This is a genomic window from Niallia sp. Man26 (assembly GCF_022049065.2).
Classification (GTDB): Bacteria; Bacillota; Bacilli; order Bacillales; family Cytobacillaceae; genus Niallia.
The window spans coordinates 1274486-1292977 of record NZ_CP095743.1 but is presented as its reverse complement, the minus strand read 5'-3'; the positions used below and the strand labels follow the sequence as shown (position 1 = coordinate 1292977).

The 18492-nt window shown below is 38.9% G+C and carries 16 protein-coding genes; 4 read left to right on the top strand and 12 right to left on the bottom strand.

Features of this window, described 5'->3' with window-relative positions; all coding sequences use genetic code 11:
* Window positions 1-31: 31 nt before the first annotated feature.
* The 5 genes from lpdA to L8T27_RS06405 all read right to left on the bottom strand — a co-directional run bounded on the left by lpdA (window position 32) and on the right by L8T27_RS06405 (window position 6206).
* The gene (gene lpdA, locus L8T27_RS06425; RefSeq protein WP_233314589.1) at window positions 32-1441 is read right to left on the bottom strand and encodes a dihydrolipoyl dehydrogenase; all 1410 of its coding nucleotides are present in this window, start codon (window positions 1439-1441) and stop codon (window positions 32-34) included.
* A 4-nt stretch (window positions 1442-1445) separates the two neighbouring features.
* The gene (locus tag L8T27_RS06420) at window positions 1446-2765 is read right to left on the bottom strand and encodes a dihydrolipoamide acetyltransferase family protein (protein WP_233314590.1); all 1320 of its coding nucleotides are present in this window, start codon (window positions 2763-2765) and stop codon (window positions 1446-1448) included.
* Between the two features lie 69 nt (window positions 2766-2834).
* Entirely contained in the window at window positions 2835-3812 is a 978-nt protein-coding gene (locus L8T27_RS06415; protein ID WP_233314591.1) for an alpha-ketoacid dehydrogenase subunit beta, read from the bottom strand.
* A gap of 3 nt (window positions 3813-3815) precedes the next feature.
* Window positions 3816-4931, bottom strand: a complete 1116-nt coding sequence (gene pdhA, locus L8T27_RS06410) for a pyruvate dehydrogenase (acetyl-transferring) E1 component subunit alpha (RefSeq protein WP_233314593.1) — start codon at window positions 4929-4931, stop codon at window positions 3816-3818.
* A gap of 588 nt (window positions 4932-5519) precedes the next feature.
* A complete protein-coding gene (locus L8T27_RS06405) occupies window positions 5520-6206 on the bottom strand; it encodes a YkyA family protein (RefSeq protein ID WP_237941157.1) in 687 nt (228 codons plus the stop codon).
* A 299-nt stretch (window positions 6207-6505) separates the two neighbouring features.
* On the opposite strand from L8T27_RS06405, the gene def reads away from it, so the two are divergent.
* The 3 genes from def (at window position 6506) to rnjA (ending at window position 9609) form a co-directional block, all read left to right on the top strand.
* Window positions 6506-7060, top strand: a complete 555-nt coding sequence (gene def, locus L8T27_RS06400; RefSeq protein WP_233314595.1) for a peptide deformylase — start codon at window positions 6506-6508, stop codon at window positions 7058-7060.
* Window positions 7061-7729: 669 nt separating this feature from the next.
* A complete protein-coding gene (locus L8T27_RS06395) occupies window positions 7730-7942 on the top strand; it encodes a DNA-dependent RNA polymerase subunit epsilon (protein ID WP_233314596.1) in 213 nt (70 codons plus the stop codon).
* Window positions 7942-9609 carry a ribonuclease J1 gene (gene rnjA, locus L8T27_RS06390; protein ID WP_233314598.1) on the top strand — a complete coding sequence of 556 codons (1668 nt, stop codon included), beginning with the start codon at window positions 7942-7944 and terminating at the stop codon, window positions 9607-9609. The genes L8T27_RS06395 and rnjA overlap by 1 nt, the downstream gene beginning before the upstream one ends.
* Window positions 9610-9649: 40 nt before the next feature.
* Here rnjA and L8T27_RS06385 read toward each other — a convergent pair whose 3' ends face one another.
* From L8T27_RS06385 to L8T27_RS06365, 5 genes are all read right to left on the bottom strand, one after another.
* Window positions 9650-10309, bottom strand: coding sequence for a potassium channel family protein (locus L8T27_RS06385; RefSeq protein WP_233314599.1), 660 nt, complete (start codon window positions 10307-10309; stop codon window positions 9650-9652).
* A 111-nt stretch (window positions 10310-10420) separates the two neighbouring features.
* Window positions 10421-12247, bottom strand: a complete 1827-nt coding sequence (locus L8T27_RS06380; protein WP_233314601.1) for an ABC transporter ATP-binding protein — start codon at window positions 12245-12247, stop codon at window positions 10421-10423.
* Between the two features lie 22 nt (window positions 12248-12269).
* Window positions 12270-14015: an ABC transporter ATP-binding protein gene (locus L8T27_RS06375; protein WP_237941156.1), complete on the bottom strand. Its 1746-nt coding sequence runs from the start codon at window positions 14013-14015 to the stop codon at window positions 12270-12272.
* A gap of 198 nt (window positions 14016-14213) precedes the next feature.
* A complete protein-coding gene (locus L8T27_RS06370; protein ID WP_233314604.1) occupies window positions 14214-14672 on the bottom strand; it encodes a TlpA family protein disulfide reductase in 459 nt (152 codons plus the stop codon).
* A 60-nt stretch (window positions 14673-14732) separates the two neighbouring features.
* Entirely contained in the window at window positions 14733-15275 is a 543-nt protein-coding gene (locus L8T27_RS06365; protein ID WP_237941155.1) for a peroxiredoxin, read from the bottom strand.
* A gap of 275 nt (window positions 15276-15550) precedes the next feature.
* Between L8T27_RS06365 and L8T27_RS06360 the strand changes: the two genes are divergently transcribed.
* Window positions 15551-16408, top strand: coding sequence for a mechanosensitive ion channel family protein (locus L8T27_RS06360; RefSeq protein ID WP_237941154.1), 858 nt, complete (start codon window positions 15551-15553; stop codon window positions 16406-16408).
* 60 nt (window positions 16409-16468) lie between these two features.
* Here L8T27_RS06360 and L8T27_RS06355 read toward each other — a convergent pair whose 3' ends face one another.
* Window positions 16469-17602 (bottom strand): N-acetyldiaminopimelate deacetylase, encoded by a 1134-nt coding sequence (locus L8T27_RS06355; protein ID WP_245399849.1) that lies wholly within the window; start codon window positions 17600-17602, stop codon window positions 16469-16471.
* Window positions 17603-17697: 95 nt separating this feature from the next.
* Window positions 17698-18408, bottom strand: coding sequence for a 2,3,4,5-tetrahydropyridine-2,6-dicarboxylate N-acetyltransferase (dapD, locus tag L8T27_RS06350; protein ID WP_233314608.1), 711 nt, complete (start codon window positions 18406-18408; stop codon window positions 17698-17700).
* Window positions 18409-18492: the final 84 nt, after the last annotated feature.

Sequence of the window (18492 nt, the reverse complement as noted above, 5' to 3'; positions counted from 1 at the left end):
AACCTCTCTATAAAGAGAGGTTTTTTTATTATTACTTAATGATATGAATTGGGCTACCAATTGCAACTTCAGCAGCTTCCATAGTGATCTCTCCCAATGTTGGGTGAGCATGGATAGTCATTGCCAAGTCTTCAGCAGTCATACCTGCTTCGATTGCTAGACCAAGTTCAGCGATCATATCAGATGCGTTTGCACCAGCGATTTGAGCACCGATTACTAGGCCATCCTCTTTACGAGTAACAAGCTTCATGAAACCTTCGCTTTGGTTAAGTGCAAGTGCACGGCCGTTAGCAGCGAATGGGAATTTAGCAGCTGTAACTTCGATTCCAGCTTCTTTAGCAGAAGCTTCTGTGTGTCCAACTGTAGCCAATTCTGGCTCAGCAAACACAACAGCAGGAATACCAAGATAATCGATTTCAGAATTGTGACCACCGATAACTTCTGCAGCAATTTTACCTTCATAAGAAGCTTTATGTGCAAGTGGTGGTCCTTCAATGATATCACCGATTGCAAAGATATTGCTTACAGTAGTTCTGCATTGCTTATCAGTTTTGATAAGTCCGCGTTCAGCAAGTTCAATTCCTACTTGTTCAAGACCTAGTTCGTCTGTGTTTGGTTTTCTTCCAACCATTACGAATACATAGTCAGCTTCGATCTTTTGCTCTTGACCTTTTGCTTCATATGTTACAGTAACGCCAGTATCTGTTTCTTCGACACCTTTAGCCATTGCTTTAGTAATGATTTCCGCACCTTTTTTCTTCAAGTTGCGAACTACCAATGAAGACATTTGCTTTTCGAAACCGTTAAGAATATCGTCAGCACCTTCTAGAATAGTTACTTTAGTTCCGAAGCTAGCGTATGCTCCACCAAGCTCAGTACCTACATAACCTCCACCGATAACAACGATTTTCTCTGGAATTTCTTTAAGAGAAAGTGCACCAGTAGAATCTAGAACACGTTTAGAGTATTTGAATGCAGGAATTTCAATTGGACGAGATCCAGTTGCAATAATTGCATTTTTGAAAGTGTAAGTTTGAGATGACTTATCATCCATTACTTTTAGTGTGTTAGCATCAACAAAGTATGCTTCGCCATAAGCGATATCTACTTTGTTTCCTTTAAGAAGGCCTTCTACACCGCCAGTAAGCTTGTTAACAACACTTGCTTTCCATTCTTGAACTTTTGAGAAATCTACTTTTACATTTTCAGCAGTAATCCCAATATCGTCAGAATGCTTAGCAGTCTCAAAACGATGACCTGCTGTGATTAATGCTTTTGATGGGATACAGCCTACGTTTAAGCAAACTCCGCCCAATACATTTTTCTCAACGATTGTTACTTTTTGTCCTAGTTGCGCCGCACGGATTGCAGCTACATACCCACCAGGGCCAGCACCAATGACTATAGTATCTGTTTCAATAGGAAAATCTCCAACTACCATGTTTTTACGCCTCCATTAACAATAGTTCTGGATCGTTTAGCAAACGCTTGATGTGATTCATTGCATTTTGAGCAGTAGCTCCGTCGATCATGCGGTGATCGAAGCTTAGAGATAGAGCTAATACTGGTGCAGCAACAATCTCGCCGTCTTTAACGATCGCTTTTTCTGCAATACGTCCGATTCCAAGGATAGCCACTTCTGGGTGGTTAATAACTGGAGTGAACCATTGTCCGCCAGCAGATCCAATGTTTGAAATTGTGCAAGAAGCACCTTTCATTTCAGCTGGAGCAAGTTTACCGTCTCTAGCTTTACCAGCAAGTTCGTTGATTTCGTTAGAAATATTGAAAATTCCTTTACGATCAGCATTTTTTACAACAGGAACTAGAAGTCCTTTTTCAGTATCAGCAGCGATACCGATGTTGTAGTAGTGCTTGTGAACGATTTCGCTTGTAGCATCATCTAAAGAAGTGTTAAGTGCTGGGAATTCTTTTAATGCACTTGTCAATGCTTTAACAACATATGGCAAGAACGTTAATTTAATGCCCTTAGCAGCAGCAACTTCTTTGTATTTCTTACGGTGAGCAACAAGGTTTGAAACCTCTACTTCATCCATAAGTGTTACGTGTGGAGCTGTATGTTTAGAGTTTACCATCGCTTTAGCGATTGCTTTTCTGATACCGCTCATTTTTTCGCGAGTTTCTGGGAAGTCGCCTTCTGGAATTGCAAGTGGTTTTGGTGCTTCTTGTTCTGCAGCTGGAGTAGCTTCAGCAGCTTCTGTTGCAGCAGGTGCAGCAGCTCCACCGTTCAAGAATGCATCGATATCTTCTTTTGAAATACGGCCGTTTTTGCCAGTACCAGATACTGTGCGGATTTCCACACCTTTATCACGAGCATATTTACGTACAGATGGCATAGCGATAATGCGTCTGTTTGGATCCACTTCTTCTGCAGCAGCAGGAGTTTGGACTGGTTCTTTAGCTACAGTATCGCCAGCTTCTGCTGTGCCTTGTACTTGAGCTTCTGTTTTAGCTTCTTCTTTAGGAGCGTCATGTCCATGGTCGCCCTTAAATTGAATGTCTTCATAACCAGGAGCATCGAAAGTGATTAGGATATCACCTACAACTGCAACTGTACCTTCTTCTACAAGTACTTCTTCTACTGTACCGTCAACTGGAGACGGAATTTCTACTACTGCTTTATCGTTTTGTACTTCACACAAAACGTCGTCTTCTTGAACTTTATCGCCTGGTTTAACAAACCATTTTACGATTTCACCTTCGTGGATACCTTCACCGATATCCGGTAATCTGAATTGAAAAGACAAAGTAATTCAACCTCCTACATTTCCATTATTTACGTTGCTTCTTATTATCCCTGACTAATAACTACTTTATTAGAAAGTAAGGACTTTTTTAGCTGTTTCAATGATATCTTTGTAATTTGGAAGCCAAATGTTCTCAGCTTGTGTAAATGCATAAACAGTATCAGGAGCAGCTACACGCAATACTGGAGCTTCTAGGCTAAGGATAGCGCGCTCGTTGATTTCTGCGATAACATGTGCAGCGATACCTGCTTGTCTTTGCGCCTCTTGAACTACAACAGCTCTTCCTGTTTTTTCAACAGAAGCAACGATTGTATCAACATCCAATGGGCTGATTGTACGCAAGTCAACAACTTCTACAGAGTATCCTTCTTTTTCTAGTTCTTCAGCAGCTTTAAGTGATTCGTGAACCATTGCACCGTAAGCGATCAATGATAGGTCTTTACCTTCACGTTTAACGTCTGCTTTACCGATTTCGATTGTGTACGCTTCTTCAGGTACCTCTTCACGGAATGAACGGTATAATTTCAAATGCTCAAGGAAAACAACTGGATCATTGTCTCTGATCGCAGCAATCAATAGACCTTTTGCATCGTAAGGTGTTGATGGAACAACAACTTTCAAACCAGGTTGAGTTGTTACAAGTGCTTCTAAGCTGTCTGAGTGAAGCTCAGGAGTATGAACACCACCGCCAAATGGAGAACGGATAGTAACAGGTGAATTGTAACGTCCGCCTGAACGGTAACGCATACGAGCCATTTGACCGTTGATGCTGTCCATTACTTCATATACGAAACCGAAGAATTGGATTTCAGGAACTGGACGGAAGCCTTGAAGACCAAGACCTACAGCCAAACCACCAATACCGGATTCAGCTAGCGGAGTATCGAATACACGATCTTCGCCGAATTCTTTTTGAAGTCCTTCCGTTGCACGGAATACACCGCCGTTAACACCTACGTCTTCACCGAATACTAAAACGTTCGGGTCATTACGTAATTCTGTGCGTAACGCATCAGTGATTGCTTGAATCATTGTCATTTGCGCCATGGCTTATTTCGACTCCTTTGCTGCATAGATTTCATATTGTTCTTTCAAGTTATTTGGAAGCTCTTCAAACATGTTGTTGATCAAGTCAGTTACTTTTTGCTGTGGTTCAGCATCAGCAAGTTTGATTGCTTCTTTAATTTCGTCTTTAGCACGAGCGATTACTTCGTTTTCTTTTTCTTCGTTCCAGATTCCTTTGTTTTCTAGGAATTTACGGAAGCGAACCAATGGATCTTTCTTTTCCCATTCGCTATCAAGATCTGATGTACGGTAGCGAGTTGGGTCATCTCCAGCCATTGTATGTGGACCATATCTATAAGTAAGTGTTTCGATCAATGTTGGACCTTCACCATTAACAGCTCTTTCACGAGCATCTTTAACAGCTGCATAAACAGCCAATGGATCCATTCCGTCTACTTGGATACCTGGGATACCAGCAGCAACTGCTTTTTGTGCAATCGTTTTTGCAGCAGATTGTTTTTCAACTGGAGTAGAGATTGCGAAACGGTTGTTTTGTACGATAAAGATAGCAGGAGCTTTGAATGCACCAGCAAAGTTAATACCTTCATAGAAGTCACCTTGTGAAGCACCGCCGTCACCTGTGTATGTGATAGCTACTGATTTCGCTCCGCGTTTTTTCATACCTAGTGCTACACCAGCAGTTTGGATGTATTGTGCACCGATGATGATTTGCGGTGAAATTACGTTAACACCTTCAGGCATTTGGTTACCTTTGAAATGTCCACGAGAGAATAAGAATGCTTGGTATAAAGGAAGTCCGTGCCAGATTAACTGAGGAACATCACGATATCCTGGAAGAATAAAATCTTCTTTCTCCAATGCAAATTGAGAAGCTAATTGAGAAGCTTCTTGACCTGCAGTCGGTGCATAGAAACCTAGACGACCTTGTCTGTTTAAAGAAATTGAGCGTTGGTCAAGAATACGAGTGTACACCATGCGAGTCATCAATTCTTGTAATTGCTCATCACTTAAATCAGGCATTGCAGATTCATTTACCACTTCGCCCTCTTCATTTAGAATCTGAAGTGTTTGAAATTGGTTTTCTACTTGTTCAAGCTGTGCTTGCACATCTAATTGAGCCTTCTTCGTTTTAGAAGCCATTTAAGCCACCCTTTCCTTTCTTTTTAAAAAGACGCATCAAAAAAATCTAACGCATTTTCTTTTCGTTGTTTCATGGTAATGAAAATGTGGTAACCTAGTTAGACAGCGCTTTCTAGTTTATCCTCCACATTGTTTTTCAACTTAAAAAAAACCATACTTATGCAGTTTTCCACAAAATCCGCTAGAAAAAACGTCTTTATAAATAATTCGGTATCCGTATGTTCTGTATCAATAAGTACAATAAAATATATTAATACAACTTTTTAATACATGTATAAGTTTAATATACATAAATATTATCCGTCAATCTTAAAGTACTATGTTTTTTGTGTATTTTTTTATTTTGCTAAAAAATATTTATTTAAACTGTATTATCAGCTGTTATATATCTGTACTATAAAAATAACACTATCCGAAACTGTATTATAATATCAACATTTTTTTCCAGCTCGCCATTTTGTCGAAAACATCCTAAAAAACGCCTATGTAAAACAAAAAGCGCCCTAGTGTAATGAATGCCCAGATAAGTAAATGAATATACATCCAATACCTATCTGGCATCCAATCTCTTAAGACGCTTACTTTAGTCTATTTATTTTGTGTTTCTTCTACTTTAATTTCGACTCCCGCTTTTTTATAAAAATCGAGCTTCTGTTCATTGTATTGCTTCGTCAATTTATTAAACTCTTCATTATTGGCAAGCACTTTTTGATATACTTCATTAATTTTATTAATCTGCTCTTCAAGCGCATCTATTTTTACATCTTTGTCTTTAAACATTTCATACAGCTCTTTATCATACTTTAAGCCGGTAGTGTAATTTGCATACAATTGGTCATGCACTTCATACCTGTCTATCATGACATTGTATAACTCCTCTGCTTTTGCTTTAAGGTCTTTTTCATCTTCATCCATATCTTCAATAATTGGTTTAACCTTCTTAAAAGCTTCCTTTGATTTCTGGATGCTTTCTTCCTCTTTATTCATATATTCTTCCCGTTTGGCTACTGATGCAAGTGCCTCATCTGAGAGACTTTTTATTTCATCCATTTTTTCGAGCCCTAACGAGATGATGTTGGCGTAAATCTCTTGTTCACTCTTTTCTAGTTTTACTAGCGGATCTTGCTGATCCTCAAACTCTTTCTCTAGCTCTACTACCTTTTCCAGCTTGCCATGCATTTTTTCACCAGAAGATTCGAAGCCCTTGCAAGCGGACAAGCTGGTAATAATGACAATCATAAGTGCTGCTGCTGCCAGTCTTTTCGCTTTTTTCAATTATATCCTCCCCACTCTCGTTTCATTTGCTATTAAGTATAAATATAATGCTGTATGGTTTTATGATATAACCACTCTATTCTGCCATTTGTGAAACATAAGGGCAAATACCTTTACGAAAACCCAAATAGTAATCTTCTATTAAAAGCTATTCCGTTCTCTTCTTTTATATTACTTATTCTAGTATTTTATTTTTCATATAATTTTGGATGAATTCCAAAAGATTAACTTTTTAGCATTTGTCTGTTAGACTTATATTCGTATTTATCATTTTATGTATGCAAAAGGACGTGATCAGTATGATAACGATGAAGGATATCATTCGTGACGGTCATCCGACATTAAGAAATGTAGCAGAAGAAGTTTCTCTGCCTGCCAGCGAGGAAGACAAACAGATTTTACAAAGCATGATGGAGTATTTAATAAATAGCCAAGACCCTGAAAAAGCTGAAAAGTATGGCTTAAGGGGCGGTGTGGGCCTTGCAGCACCACAGATTAATGTTCCAAAACGCATGATTGCCGTTCATGCTAAAGATGAGGATGGAAAACTTTACAGCTATTGCTTGTTTAATCCTAAAATAATCAGTCATTCTGTTGAAAAGTCTTATTTAACTGGCGGCGAAGGCTGTTTGTCTGTGGATGAGACCATCCCTGGTTTCGTGCCGCGATATGCTAGAGTCACTGTTAAGGGAGTCGACCTTGATAATAAGGAGATAAAGCTGCGTCTTAAGGGACTTATTGCTATCGTCTTCCAGCACGAAATTGACCATTTGAACGGTGTTATGTTCTATGACCATATCAATTCAGAAGCTCCGTATACACCGGTTGAAAACGCGATTCCAATTGATAGATAATGGGTTAAGGCGCTGCTATTAGGCAGTGCCTTCTGTCGCCCATTTTCAAAAAAACCTCTCCTGACATAAAAGATTTAACTAGTGTTACATATACTAACAATATAGAGTCATTACTAATTTTCCTCCTATAATATTCTCCACTATAGACATAATTTTCTCTTTTCAGGACAAAATACACCATATACTAAGAAGCAAGGCTTTACTTTGTACAAGAATGGTTTAAAATAGGAAGTAAGGAGATGATCCACTATGTTAAAAAAGCTTCGTCAAAAGCTTCGTAGACAGTGGAAAGATTTGTTGCGTAAAAAAACAATTGCTTAAAAACTAACCGATTGTTCCATTAGGGTCTGACCTCATTTTGCCAACACGTATATAAAGCACGGCTGTCGAATGGCCCTTTATATGCATGTACACTTATCAGAGGGTTGGGCCTTTTATTTTTTTCATGGACTTGCTTGTGAACATCTGTTTCATCTATATTATTTATGGGAAAATAATGCTATGATACGATTATCATTGTTCTAAAATAAGCAGGATTTCAGGAAAGATTGAAACCTACAAATTTACATATCTTTACATTAAAGCGATTTCTATATAGAAAAACATGAAAAACATGTTAATCTTTTATATAATAAAAATTAGATAATATTTTTTTAAGGAGCGATTCAAATGGTTTATAAAGTTTACTTCCAAGAATTAAAAACAGAGGTACCAGTAAGAGAAAAAACAAAAACAATTTACGTTGAAGGTATATCAGAAAGAGATGTCCGTACTAAACTAGCTGAAAAACCTTACAATATTGAATTTGTACGCCCAGTAGATGGAGCTTACCTAGACTATGAAAAACAAAATGAAGATTTTACAGTATTGGAGATTGAATAATGAAATTTGTTAAAAACGATCAAACAGCTGTATTTGCTCTAGGTGGACTAGGGGAAATCGGTAAAAACACATACGGTGTGCAATTCCAAGATGAAATTATACTTATTGATGCTGGAATTAAGTTTCCTGAGGACGAGCTCCTCGGTATCGATTATGTAATTCCTGATTATAGTTTCCTTGTGAAAAACGCAGATAAAATTAAAGGATTATTCATTACACATGGTCACGAGGACCATATTGGCGGTATTCCTTACTTGCTTAGACAAGTAAATATTCCTCTTTATGGCGGAAAGCTTGCTCTTGCTCTTGTTCGCAATAAGCTTGAAGAGCATGGATTATTAAGACAAACAACTATGCATGAAATTAAAGAAGATGATGTGATTAAGTTTAGAAAAACATCTGTTTCCTTCTTTAAGACAACACACAGCATCCCTGATTCTTACGGGATTGTCGTTAAGACACCGCCAGGGCAAATCGTTCATACAGGAGACTTTAAATTTGACTTTACTCCTGTCGGCGAACCTGCGAACTTAACAAAAATGGCTGAAATTGGAAAAGAAGGCGTGCTTTGCCTACTGTCTGACAGCACAAACAGTGAAGTGCCGAATTTCACTATGTCTGAAAGAAAAGTCGGCGAAAGCATTCAAGATATTTTCCGCAGAGCAGACGGACGTTTGATTTTCGCGACTTTCGCTTCAAATATCTACAGACTGCAGCAAGTTACAGATGCAGCAGTAGAATTTGGCCGTAAAGTTGCCGTGTTTGGACGTAGCATGGAAGCTGCAATCAATATTGGTCTTGAGCTTGGGTTTATTAAAGCTCCGAAAGAAACGTTTATTGAACCGCACCATATCAATCGTTTACCTGCAAATCAAGTAACGATTCTATGTACAGGAAGCCAGGGAGAACCGATGGCAGCGATGTCTAGGATTGCCAACGGCACACATCGCCAAATCCAGATCATACCTGGAGATACAGTTGTCTTTTCATCTTCCCCGATTCCTGGGAATACATTAAGTGTCAATAAAACAATTAATCAGCTTTACCGCGCTGGTGCCGAAGTTATCCACGGACCTTTAAACAATATTCATACATCAGGTCACGGCGGACAGCAAGAGCAAAAGCTTATGCTGCGATTAATTAAACCTAAATTCTTCATGCCTATTCACGGAGAATTCAGAATGCAAAAAATCCACACACAAACAGCAATTGACTGCGGTGTGGAAGAAGAAAACTGCTTTATCATGGATAATGGTGAAGTGCTTGCTCTTTCAAGCGATACAGCACAGGTAGCAGGGAAAATTCCGTCCGGTTCTGTTTACATTGATGGAAGCGGCATCGGGGATATCGGCAATATCGTCTTGCGCGACCGCCGCATTCTTTCAGAGGAAGGCCTTGTTGTTGTCGTAGTGAGCATTAATATGAAGGACTTCAAGATTTCCGCTGGACCTGACCTTATTTCCAGAGGTTTTGTATACATGCGAGAATCTGGCGACTTAATCAACGATGCGCAATCATTGATTAACAAGCATTTAAACAAAGTAATGGAGCGTAAAACAACGCAATGGTCTGAAATTAAAAACGAGATTATTGATACCCTATCTCCATTCTTATACGAAAAAACAAAAAGAAGACCAATGATACTTCCTATCATTATGGAAGTTTAATAAAAAGAGGCCAGCTTAATCGCTGACCTCTTTTCTTTATTTAGGACATTACTTTTTTCTCAAACCGGTTAATATCAGAATCGGCCCCAATTACGATGAGAACATCATCCTCTTTTATCGGTTCATTCGCTTGCGGAGAAACAATGATATCATTTTCTCGCTTGATAGCTACAATTGTAATACCGTAGCGGGCACGGATATCAAGATCAACCATTGTATGTCCCGCCAAACGGCTGCTTGATTTGATTTCGACAATACTATGTTCGTCAGACAGCTCGAGATAATCGAGGACATTATTAGAAACGATATTATGGGCAATTCTTTTCCCCATATCCCGCTCTGGATGAATAATTGAATCTGCGCCAATTTTCTTTAGCACTTTTTCATGATAATCATTTTGGGCTTTAACGGTAATGTTATTGACACCCATCTCCTTTAAGATAAGCGTCGTCAAAATGCTCGCCTGGATATCGTCGCCAATCGCCACAATCACATGCTCGAAATTTCGAATGCCTAGGCTTTTCAGTACATTTTCATCTACAGAGTTGCCGACAACTGCATGTGACACAATATTAGCATACTCATTGACACGTTCCTCATTTTTGTCAATGACCATCACTTCCATACCAAGCTCCATTAATTCTTTACATATGCTTCCGCCAAAGCGGCCAAGTCCGATTACTGCAAATTCCTTTTTCACTGTATTTCCTCCAGTTTTAGTACCTTATTCTATAATAATAAAGGAACAGCTACTATTTTACCAGCTATACCCATACTGTCACTAAAAGGAATACCATTTTCGTTTTAAGATCTATACTGCATTTAACATCTTAAATTGCGCTTCTACGAGATGATAATATATACCGTTTTGTTCCATCAATTGTTCATGTGAGCCTTCTTCCATTATGCTGCCGTGGTCAAGAACAACTATTTTATCCGCATCTCGAATCGTAGAAAGTCTATGTGCTATCATGATAGCAGTCCTTCCCTTTAGTAGGGTCTTTAATGCTTCTTGGATTTTGACTTCCGTTTCTGTATCAATGCTTGCTGTCGCTTCGTCTAAAATTAATATGCGTGGATTTGCCAAAAGTGCTCTTGAAAAGGATAAAAGCTGCCTTTGGCCGACAGATAAGATATTCCCTCGTTCTTCTACTTCTGTTTCATACTTTTTAGGCAATGCCTCTATAAATGAATGAGCTCCGATTGCCTTCGCCGCAGAAATCACTTCCTCATCTGTTGCATCAGGTCGGCCGAAGCGAATATTTTCCATAATGGTTCCTGAGAAGATGAACGTGTCTTGCAGCACAATGCTGATCTGACTTCGTAACGATTTCAGTGAGATGTCTTTTATTTCGATACCATCTACGAAAATTTCTCCCTTTGTCGGATCGTAAAAGCGGCTGATTAAATTGGCAATAGTGGTTTTTCCAGAACCTGTATGGCCAACAAGAGCAACTGTCTGACCAGCTTGAATGGTCAAATTAATTCCATTTAAAGCTTTGCGATTACTTGTATAAGCAAACTCCACCTCTTTAAAGCAAACTTGCCCCTTCATTTCTGGAAGGGTGACAGGATCGTCCGCCTCTGAAACATTAGGCTTCTCATCCAAAAATTCAAATATCCGCTCCGAGGAAGCCATTCCCATTAAAAGCTGGTTATATACCATGCCTAGTCGGGATATTGGCTCCCAGAACATTCCTAAATAAAACGCAAAGGAAACAAAAACACCTATTGTCATTCCGTGCTGGATTAAATACGCTCCATACCAGATGAGTACTGCTGTACCAATGGCATTGGTAATTTCCACAAACGGACGGAACATAGCATTCTGCTTAGAAGCATCTTTCCAGCTCTCAAAGTTTTCATTGTTCAAGCCATCGAAGAACATCATATTTGGCTTTTCTTGAGTAGAAGCTTGGGTAACCCTAATTCCTTGAATGCTCTCGTTTAAATGCGAGTTCAGCTTAGATTGTTTAAGCCGAACAATTTGCCATGATTTCCTGATTTTCCGTCTTAACGCTGTAGAGATAAAGAACATGACAGGAATGACCACTAATACAGCTAAAGCCAGTTCTGGACTTAATGTTAGCAGGATTACAAAAATTCCAATCAGTAAGATGATATCCATTAATAGGTTGATAACACCATTTGTAAATAGCTCTTGTAGGGAATTAATATCATTTAATATTCTAACAAGTATAGAACCGGCAGACCGCTCATCAAAAAACCGGTGTGACAGCTTTTGCACATGTGTAAATAGGCCTTTTCGCAAATCATAGATTACCTTTTGACCTAATTCGTTCATCCATTTGATTCGATAGAAATTGGCTGCATAGGAAACGGCATACATCGCTCCGATTAGCAGTACAAATGTTGTCAACTGGCTGCCATCCTTATTTGTGATAGCTTGATCGAGGACATAAACACCAATCAGGATTGGAATTATCAGCCTTACAGCTGTTGTTATCAAAACAGTGATAATGGACAACGGCAATAGATTTTTTTGATATGGTTTCATATAGCTCAGCAAGCGCCACATTTGCTTCCAGTTAAACGGCTTTTCAATTACTTCTTCTGTCGTATATTCAAACCTGTTTAAAATTAGGGTATCTTTATTTTCCGTTTTCTGTTTACTCAAAGTTTCTTACCCCCTTGCTTCCCTAAGCATTTATTATCTTTTTTTTATCTTGGAATTGAATATCATATATTCTTCGATACTGCCCATTTTGGGTAATTAGCTCCTCATGACAGCCCCTTTCTACAATCCGCCCTTCATCAAGCACGATTATTTCATCAGCATGCTTAATAGACGAAATCCGATGGGCAATAATAAAGGTCGTTTTATTGTCCATTACTTCTTTCAGTTCCTTCTGAATAGTAAATTCCGTCTGCATATCAACTGCGCTTGTTGCATCATCTAAAATAAGAATACTAGGGTTAATACAAATAGCCCTCGCAATAGCGATACGCTGTTTTTGCCCTCCAGACAGTCCTAAACCGCGCTCCCCAAGCATTGTATTATAGCCGTCTGGCAGCTCCATAATAAAATCATGTGCTTGAGCCCGTTTAGCAGCATGGATAATCTCCTCCATTGTACTTTCCGGTTTGCCATATGCAATATTGCTCTTAATAGAAGAGGAGAATAAAAACGATTCTTGTGACACTAATCCGATATTGCCCCGAAGCGACTCAATCTCATACTCTTCCACATGATGCCCGTCAACAAGAACAACGCCTTCTGTTGCTTCATAAAATCTTGTCAGCAGCTGGGTAATGCTTGTTTTGCCGGAGCCTGTTCCGCCGATCAGGCCGATTGTTTTGCCAGGTTGTGCATAAAAGCTGATGTCCTGTAGGGCAAAACCTTCTTTTGTTGCATACTTAAGGCTGACATTGCGGAATTCCACTTCCCCAACCAGCTTTTGTGCATATTTAGCATCCTGTTTATCTTCGATAATAAAGTCCTTTTCCAAAATTTCTAAAAGTCTTTCACCAGAGGCCTTTGCCTGGGAAAACTGATTAACAACAAATCCCAAGTTCATAATTGGCCACATAATATACCCAAGCAGACTGTAAAATGCCACAAGTTCACCTGGCTGCAGCTTGTTTTCAATAACTAAATATCCGCCGTAAGAAATAAGCAGGACAATGCTGGCATTTCCCAGAAACTCCATTAATGGGAAGTATTTTGACCAAATACTTGAAGTGAATAAATATTGATCTTTATAGTCACCGTTCGCTCTATTAAACTTTCCGACCTCAAAATCCTCTCTGGAAAGTGATTTCACTGTATTAATGCCGCTGATGTTTTCCTGCACCTTTGTATTGAGGACACCGAAGGATTTCCTGATTCCTCTAAACGCAGGATGAACTGCTTTATCGAACTTGTATGTAACTACAGCTAAAAACGGAAGCGTTACCAAAGTTACAAACGTTAAAGATACAGAGTAATTCAGCATTACAGTAAAGCTTACTGCGATTAACAAGATAAAACGGATCAGCTCAGAGAAGCCTGCTGATAAGAAAAAGCGGAATCCTTCTACATCTGCTGTCAGCCTCGACATCAGATCACCAGTTTTTGCATTATCATAATAGGAAAAAGGCAAATACTGCAGCTTTTTGTATAACCCATTCCGCAATAAGTACACAGAGCTGATACCGAACATATCACCTGTGTACTGGTAAATATATGTTGCAATTCCTTTAATAATCATCACCCCGATAAATCCGATTGACAAATACGGTATCCAATCATACTTGCCTTGCAATACGACTTCATCGATGGTGATCTGCAAAATAATCGGATACACAACGGTAATGCCAGTCACCACAATTAAAAAACAAATCGAAACCATAAAATACTTTTTAAACGGCAAATAATACGACTTTAACTTCTGAAATGTCTCCAAATACCGCTCCCCCTCTTCTTCCCTAACAGACTCCATTTTTTAAGAGCAAAAAAAGTTGCACTATTAATATAACGGTTTTCGAAATATTAATCTACTGCTTTTATAAGATTTTTAGCAATTTTTTGAAAACAAAATGATTCAAAGTTTTTTACTGCATAATAAAAAGCATAGATTAAAATCTATGCTTTTTAAATTTGCTTAATCACCCTTCTTAATCGGCTCATCAAGCACTCTATTCACACGTTTCTCCAGCATTTTCATACCGCTTCCGCCAGCCTGGAAATGTCTCAATTCACCGGTCAGATCAAATACATAATAGGAAGGGACATACTCATTTTCGAAGGCATCAGCAAGTTTATGCTCATTATCTATAAAAATTGGCTGTGTTATGCCATATTCTTCAGCTGTTGCTTTGATTGTATCCATATTTAAATCCTGCTCTACCCTTGGTATGTGCACGGCGATAAAATGAAGCTTTTCACTGTATTCGTCCCTAAACGCATTGAATTGGGACATTATTTCTTTACATAAGTAGCAGCTTACAGACCAAAAATGAATCAAAGTTGGTTTGTCACCAATCAAATCGGCTTTTGATTGTTCTTTGTTCAGCCATGCTGTGGCACCTGTTAATTCAGGCATCTGCTCTCGTAGTTTCATTTTGATTTCTCCCCCAATTGGTTCTCCATTAAGTATATATTCTCTTATTCTTTAACCAGATCACAGAGTAGCTTGGCCAGGCTTCCAATTAGCCGGGCAAAGTCCGCCTGTTTGCAGTGCTTGGAGTACGCGCAATGTTTCAGTAACATCTCGGCCGATATTATTATGATTCACAACTGAATACATCAATTCCCCTTCAGGGCTGATGATGAATAAACCGCGCAGAGCAATCCCTTCCTCTTCAATCAGAACGCCGTATTCTCTTGATACTACATGATTCGTATCTGCTGCCAGCGGGAAGTTTACGTCCCCTAGCCCATTTTCTTTACGATCTGTTTTAATCCACGCTAAATGAGTATGTATTGTATCTGTAGAAACACCAATTACTTCTGCATCAAGATCTTCAAACTCGTCATAACGGGCAGAAAGTGCAGTGATTTCAGTGGGACATACAAAGGTAAAGTCCATTGGATAAAAAAACAGTACTGTCCATTTGTCATTTTTCATATTTTCTTCGAGACTAACTTTTCCAAATTCTCTATTTGCTAATACTGCTTCCATTTCAAATTTTGGCGCTTGCTTGCCTACCATACGTTCCGGCATTATTAATTACCTCCAAAAAAACTGATTTAATTGAGAATACTTAGTAACGAGACGAACAGAATAATCTTATTATTCTAATTATAAACACTATATTTTCACCAGTCAAATACACGTAATATTAAATATAAATTAATAATAATTATTAATAATATTTTTACAAAAATCGGTTAAAATACTTAGGAATAATTAGTCAGCCAAAAAGTTTACAATTTATTTTTTAGGGAATACATTAAAAAAGTTTTTAATGGCAGCAATACATATAAAGGAAGTGCAGTATGAATACAATTACAGATATGCAAGATTATTTTATAAACTTTAATTGGGCAAATCTCCTTGTCAGCACAGGATTAATTTTACTTAAGCTGCTGCTGATATTCTGTCTCTATTTTATCATCAAAAAAATCTGCTTATTATTTATATCCAAGCTTTTTGATTCTTATATGAAGAAGCATTCCATCTCAACAGGGAGAGCTTCAACATTAGAAAGTTTAACCAAGAATATTTTGTCCTATATCCTTATTTTTATTTTGGCAGTCACTGTTCTTCAAACATTCGGGATTGATGCTACTGCTATCCTTGCTGGTGCTGGTATTGTTGGTCTTGCCGTCGGCTTTGGTGCCCAAGGACTTGTCAGTGATATTGTCACAGGTTTTTTTCTTTTATTAGAAAAACAGCTCGATGTCGGTGATTCTATTACTACAAGCACCTTCTCAGGCACTGTGGAACAAGTCGGACTAAGAACAACACAGCTCCGTTCTCCAGATGGCACCCTTCATTTCATACCTAACAGGGAAATTAAAATTTTAAGTAACCACTCTAGGGGAGATATGCAGGCACTTGTTGACGTTATTATTTCTAATGACAATGACATCCCGGCTTGTTTGGAAATACTCCAGGATGTTTGTGATACTATCCGTAAGGAAAGTGATGTAATCACAGATGGTCCGAATGTTATTGGTATTCAATCGTTTGCTGGGACAAGCTTGACTATCCGCATTATTGCCAAAACACTTAATAATGAGCAATGGGGTGTCGAAAGAATACTGCGGCAAAGAGTTCAGGAAACATTGGAGGAAAAAGGAGTTAAATTGCCATCACCGGCAAGTTTAGCTTTAGAAAACAGCAATAAGTAAATAAACTAAAAATCCTCAAAGACTGAAATGCACACTTTAGTCTTTGAGGATTTTTTTTGCTCAGTTGTTATTGCCTTTAAACTGTAAGTAGGAAGTAATCATAGTAATAGCAGTTTGCAATGCATCTTCGTCTGGGTTCAGTTTGCTGTGATGAAGACCATATGGAGAATGGACACCAAGCCAAAACATAAAACCAGGGATTTCCTTCAGCATATAACCGAAGTCTTCACCTGTCATTGCTTCTTTGCATTCAATCAGCTCAATCGTTGTGTTTTGTCTAATAAAGTCCATAAATTCTTTCGTGACTGCTTCTTCATTATAAACTTGATAATATCCGCTTCCAAAATCGATTGTACATTCACATTCATACCCTGCTTCAATTCCTTTAACGAGCGCTTTAACTCTATCCTTAACCTTGGTCATGGATTCAGCAGAAAGCGTCCGCATCGTCCCTTCTAATCGCGCTGACTCTGCGATAACATTCTGAACTGTGCCTCCAGTAATCTTACCGATTGTGACGACAGCACTGTCTAGAGGATCGATATTTCTTGCTACAATTGATTGCAGCTGTGTTACTAAGGAACAAGCCGCTACAACCATATCATTCGTCTGATGCGGATAGGCAGCATGCCCGCCTTTACCTTTCAGATCGATGAAAAGCTCTGAAGTATTGGCAAACAAGAGACCAGGTTTCACTGCAATGGTGCCGACAGGATACTCTGGTGCCACATGCAGGGCCATGATCATATCAGGCATCCATTCCTGCATGATGTCACTTTTCAGCATTGGTTCAGCACCGCCGGGCCCTTCCTCTGCCGGTTGGAAAATAAACAGCATATCATCATCAATTGGAATTTCCACTATATTTGTTAATACACCGAGGGCAATTGTCATATGAAAATCATGTCCGCATGCATGCATTGCCTGCTCATGACTAGAGCTGAAGGGAAGGCCTGTCTCTTCGGTAATCGGCAAACCGTCAATGTCCGCACGATAACCGATAAGTCTTGCAGACTTTCTGCCTTTCACCTTTACAAATATCCCGGTTTTCCAAGTCTTTATTTCAATCCGCTCGCTAGGTAATGCATGAATATAATTTAACAGATATGTTTGTGTTTTGAATTCTTGAAACCCAAGTTCAGGGATTTGGTGCAGCTCTCTTCTGATTTGTACATAGTCTGTATTTGCCACCATTTCTCTCCTCCAGCTTAATGTAAATATAGCTCCTGCTTATAAATTGCAGGCTAAAAGGAAAAGCGCGGAATGAAGTTTCCACGCTTTTTTTAACATTATAGTTTACGAAGCTCTTGCATAATTTCTGTTTTAGATTTTGTCTTCTCATCGATTTCTTTGATGATGCGTGCTGGAGCTCCTGCAACCAATGTATTTGCCGGAACGTCTTCAAGAACGATTGCTCCTGCTGCAACGACAGCACCTTTTCCAACTGTAACACCTTCAACTACAACTGCGTTTGCACCGATAAGAACATCGTCTTCAACGATAACCGGCTTAGCAGATGGCGGCTCAATAACACCAGCAAGAACTGCGCCTGCACCTACGTGGCTGTTTTTTCCGACAGTAGCTCGTCCACCAAGAATCGCACCCATATCGATCATTGTACCTTCACCGATGCTTGCGCCGATATTGATTACAGCACCCATCATGATAACAGCATTATCACCGATTTCTACTTGGTCGCGAATAATTGCGCCTGGCTCAATACGAGCTTTAATATTTTTCATGTCCAATAGAGGAATCGCTGAGTTGCGGCGGTCGTTTTCGATTACAAAATCAGTGATGCTGCCTTTGTTAGCTTCAATCACTTCATTGATATCAGACCACTCACCGAATACAACCCCTGCATCTCCGCTGATGAAAGATTGAATCTTTTCGCCAAAGTTAACTTCAGATAAGTTTCCTTTAACATAAACCTTTACAGGTGTAGATTTTGTACTATTTGCAATAAATGAAATAATTTCATTTGCATCCATCATTTTCATTGTTAGTTACCTCCAATATGTATATATAACACTAAGCATTACTTTACCAAACAAAAGCATAGAAGACAAGCAAAAATAACGGTT

Coding starts and splice junctions, on each gene's coding strand:
- lpdA (WP_233314589.1), bottom strand. CDS start 1,441: ATGGTAGTTGGAGATTTTCCTATTGAAACAGATACTATAGTCATTGGT.
- L8T27_RS06415 (WP_233314591.1), bottom strand. CDS start 3,812: ATGGCGCAAATGACAATGATTCAAGCAATCACTGATGCGTTACGCACA.
- pdhA (WP_233314593.1), bottom strand. CDS start 4,931: ATGGCTTCTAAAACGAAGAAGGCTCAATTAGATGTGCAAGCACAGCTT.
- def (WP_233314595.1), top strand. CDS start 6,506: ATGATAACGATGAAGGATATCATTCGTGACGGTCATCCGACATTAAGA.
- L8T27_RS06395 (WP_233314596.1), top strand. CDS start 7,730: ATGGTTTATAAAGTTTACTTCCAAGAATTAAAAACAGAGGTACCAGTA.
- rnjA (WP_233314598.1), top strand. CDS start 7,942: ATGAAATTTGTTAAAAACGATCAAACAGCTGTATTTGCTCTAGGTGGA.
- L8T27_RS06370 (WP_233314604.1), bottom strand. CDS start 14,672: ATGAAACTACGAGAGCAGATGCCTGAATTAACAGGTGCCACAGCATGG.
- L8T27_RS06365 (WP_237941155.1), bottom strand. CDS start 15,275: ATGCCGGAACGTATGGTAGGCAAGCAAGCGCCAAAATTTGAAATGGAA.
- L8T27_RS06360 (WP_237941154.1), top strand. CDS start 15,551: ATGAATACAATTACAGATATGCAAGATTATTTTATAAACTTTAATTGG.
- L8T27_RS06355 (WP_245399849.1), bottom strand. CDS start 17,602: ATGGTGGCAAATACAGACTATGTACAAATCAGAAGAGAGCTGCACCAA.
- dapD (WP_233314608.1), bottom strand. CDS start 18,408: ATGAAAATGATGGATGCAAATGAAATTATTTCATTTATTGCAAATAGT.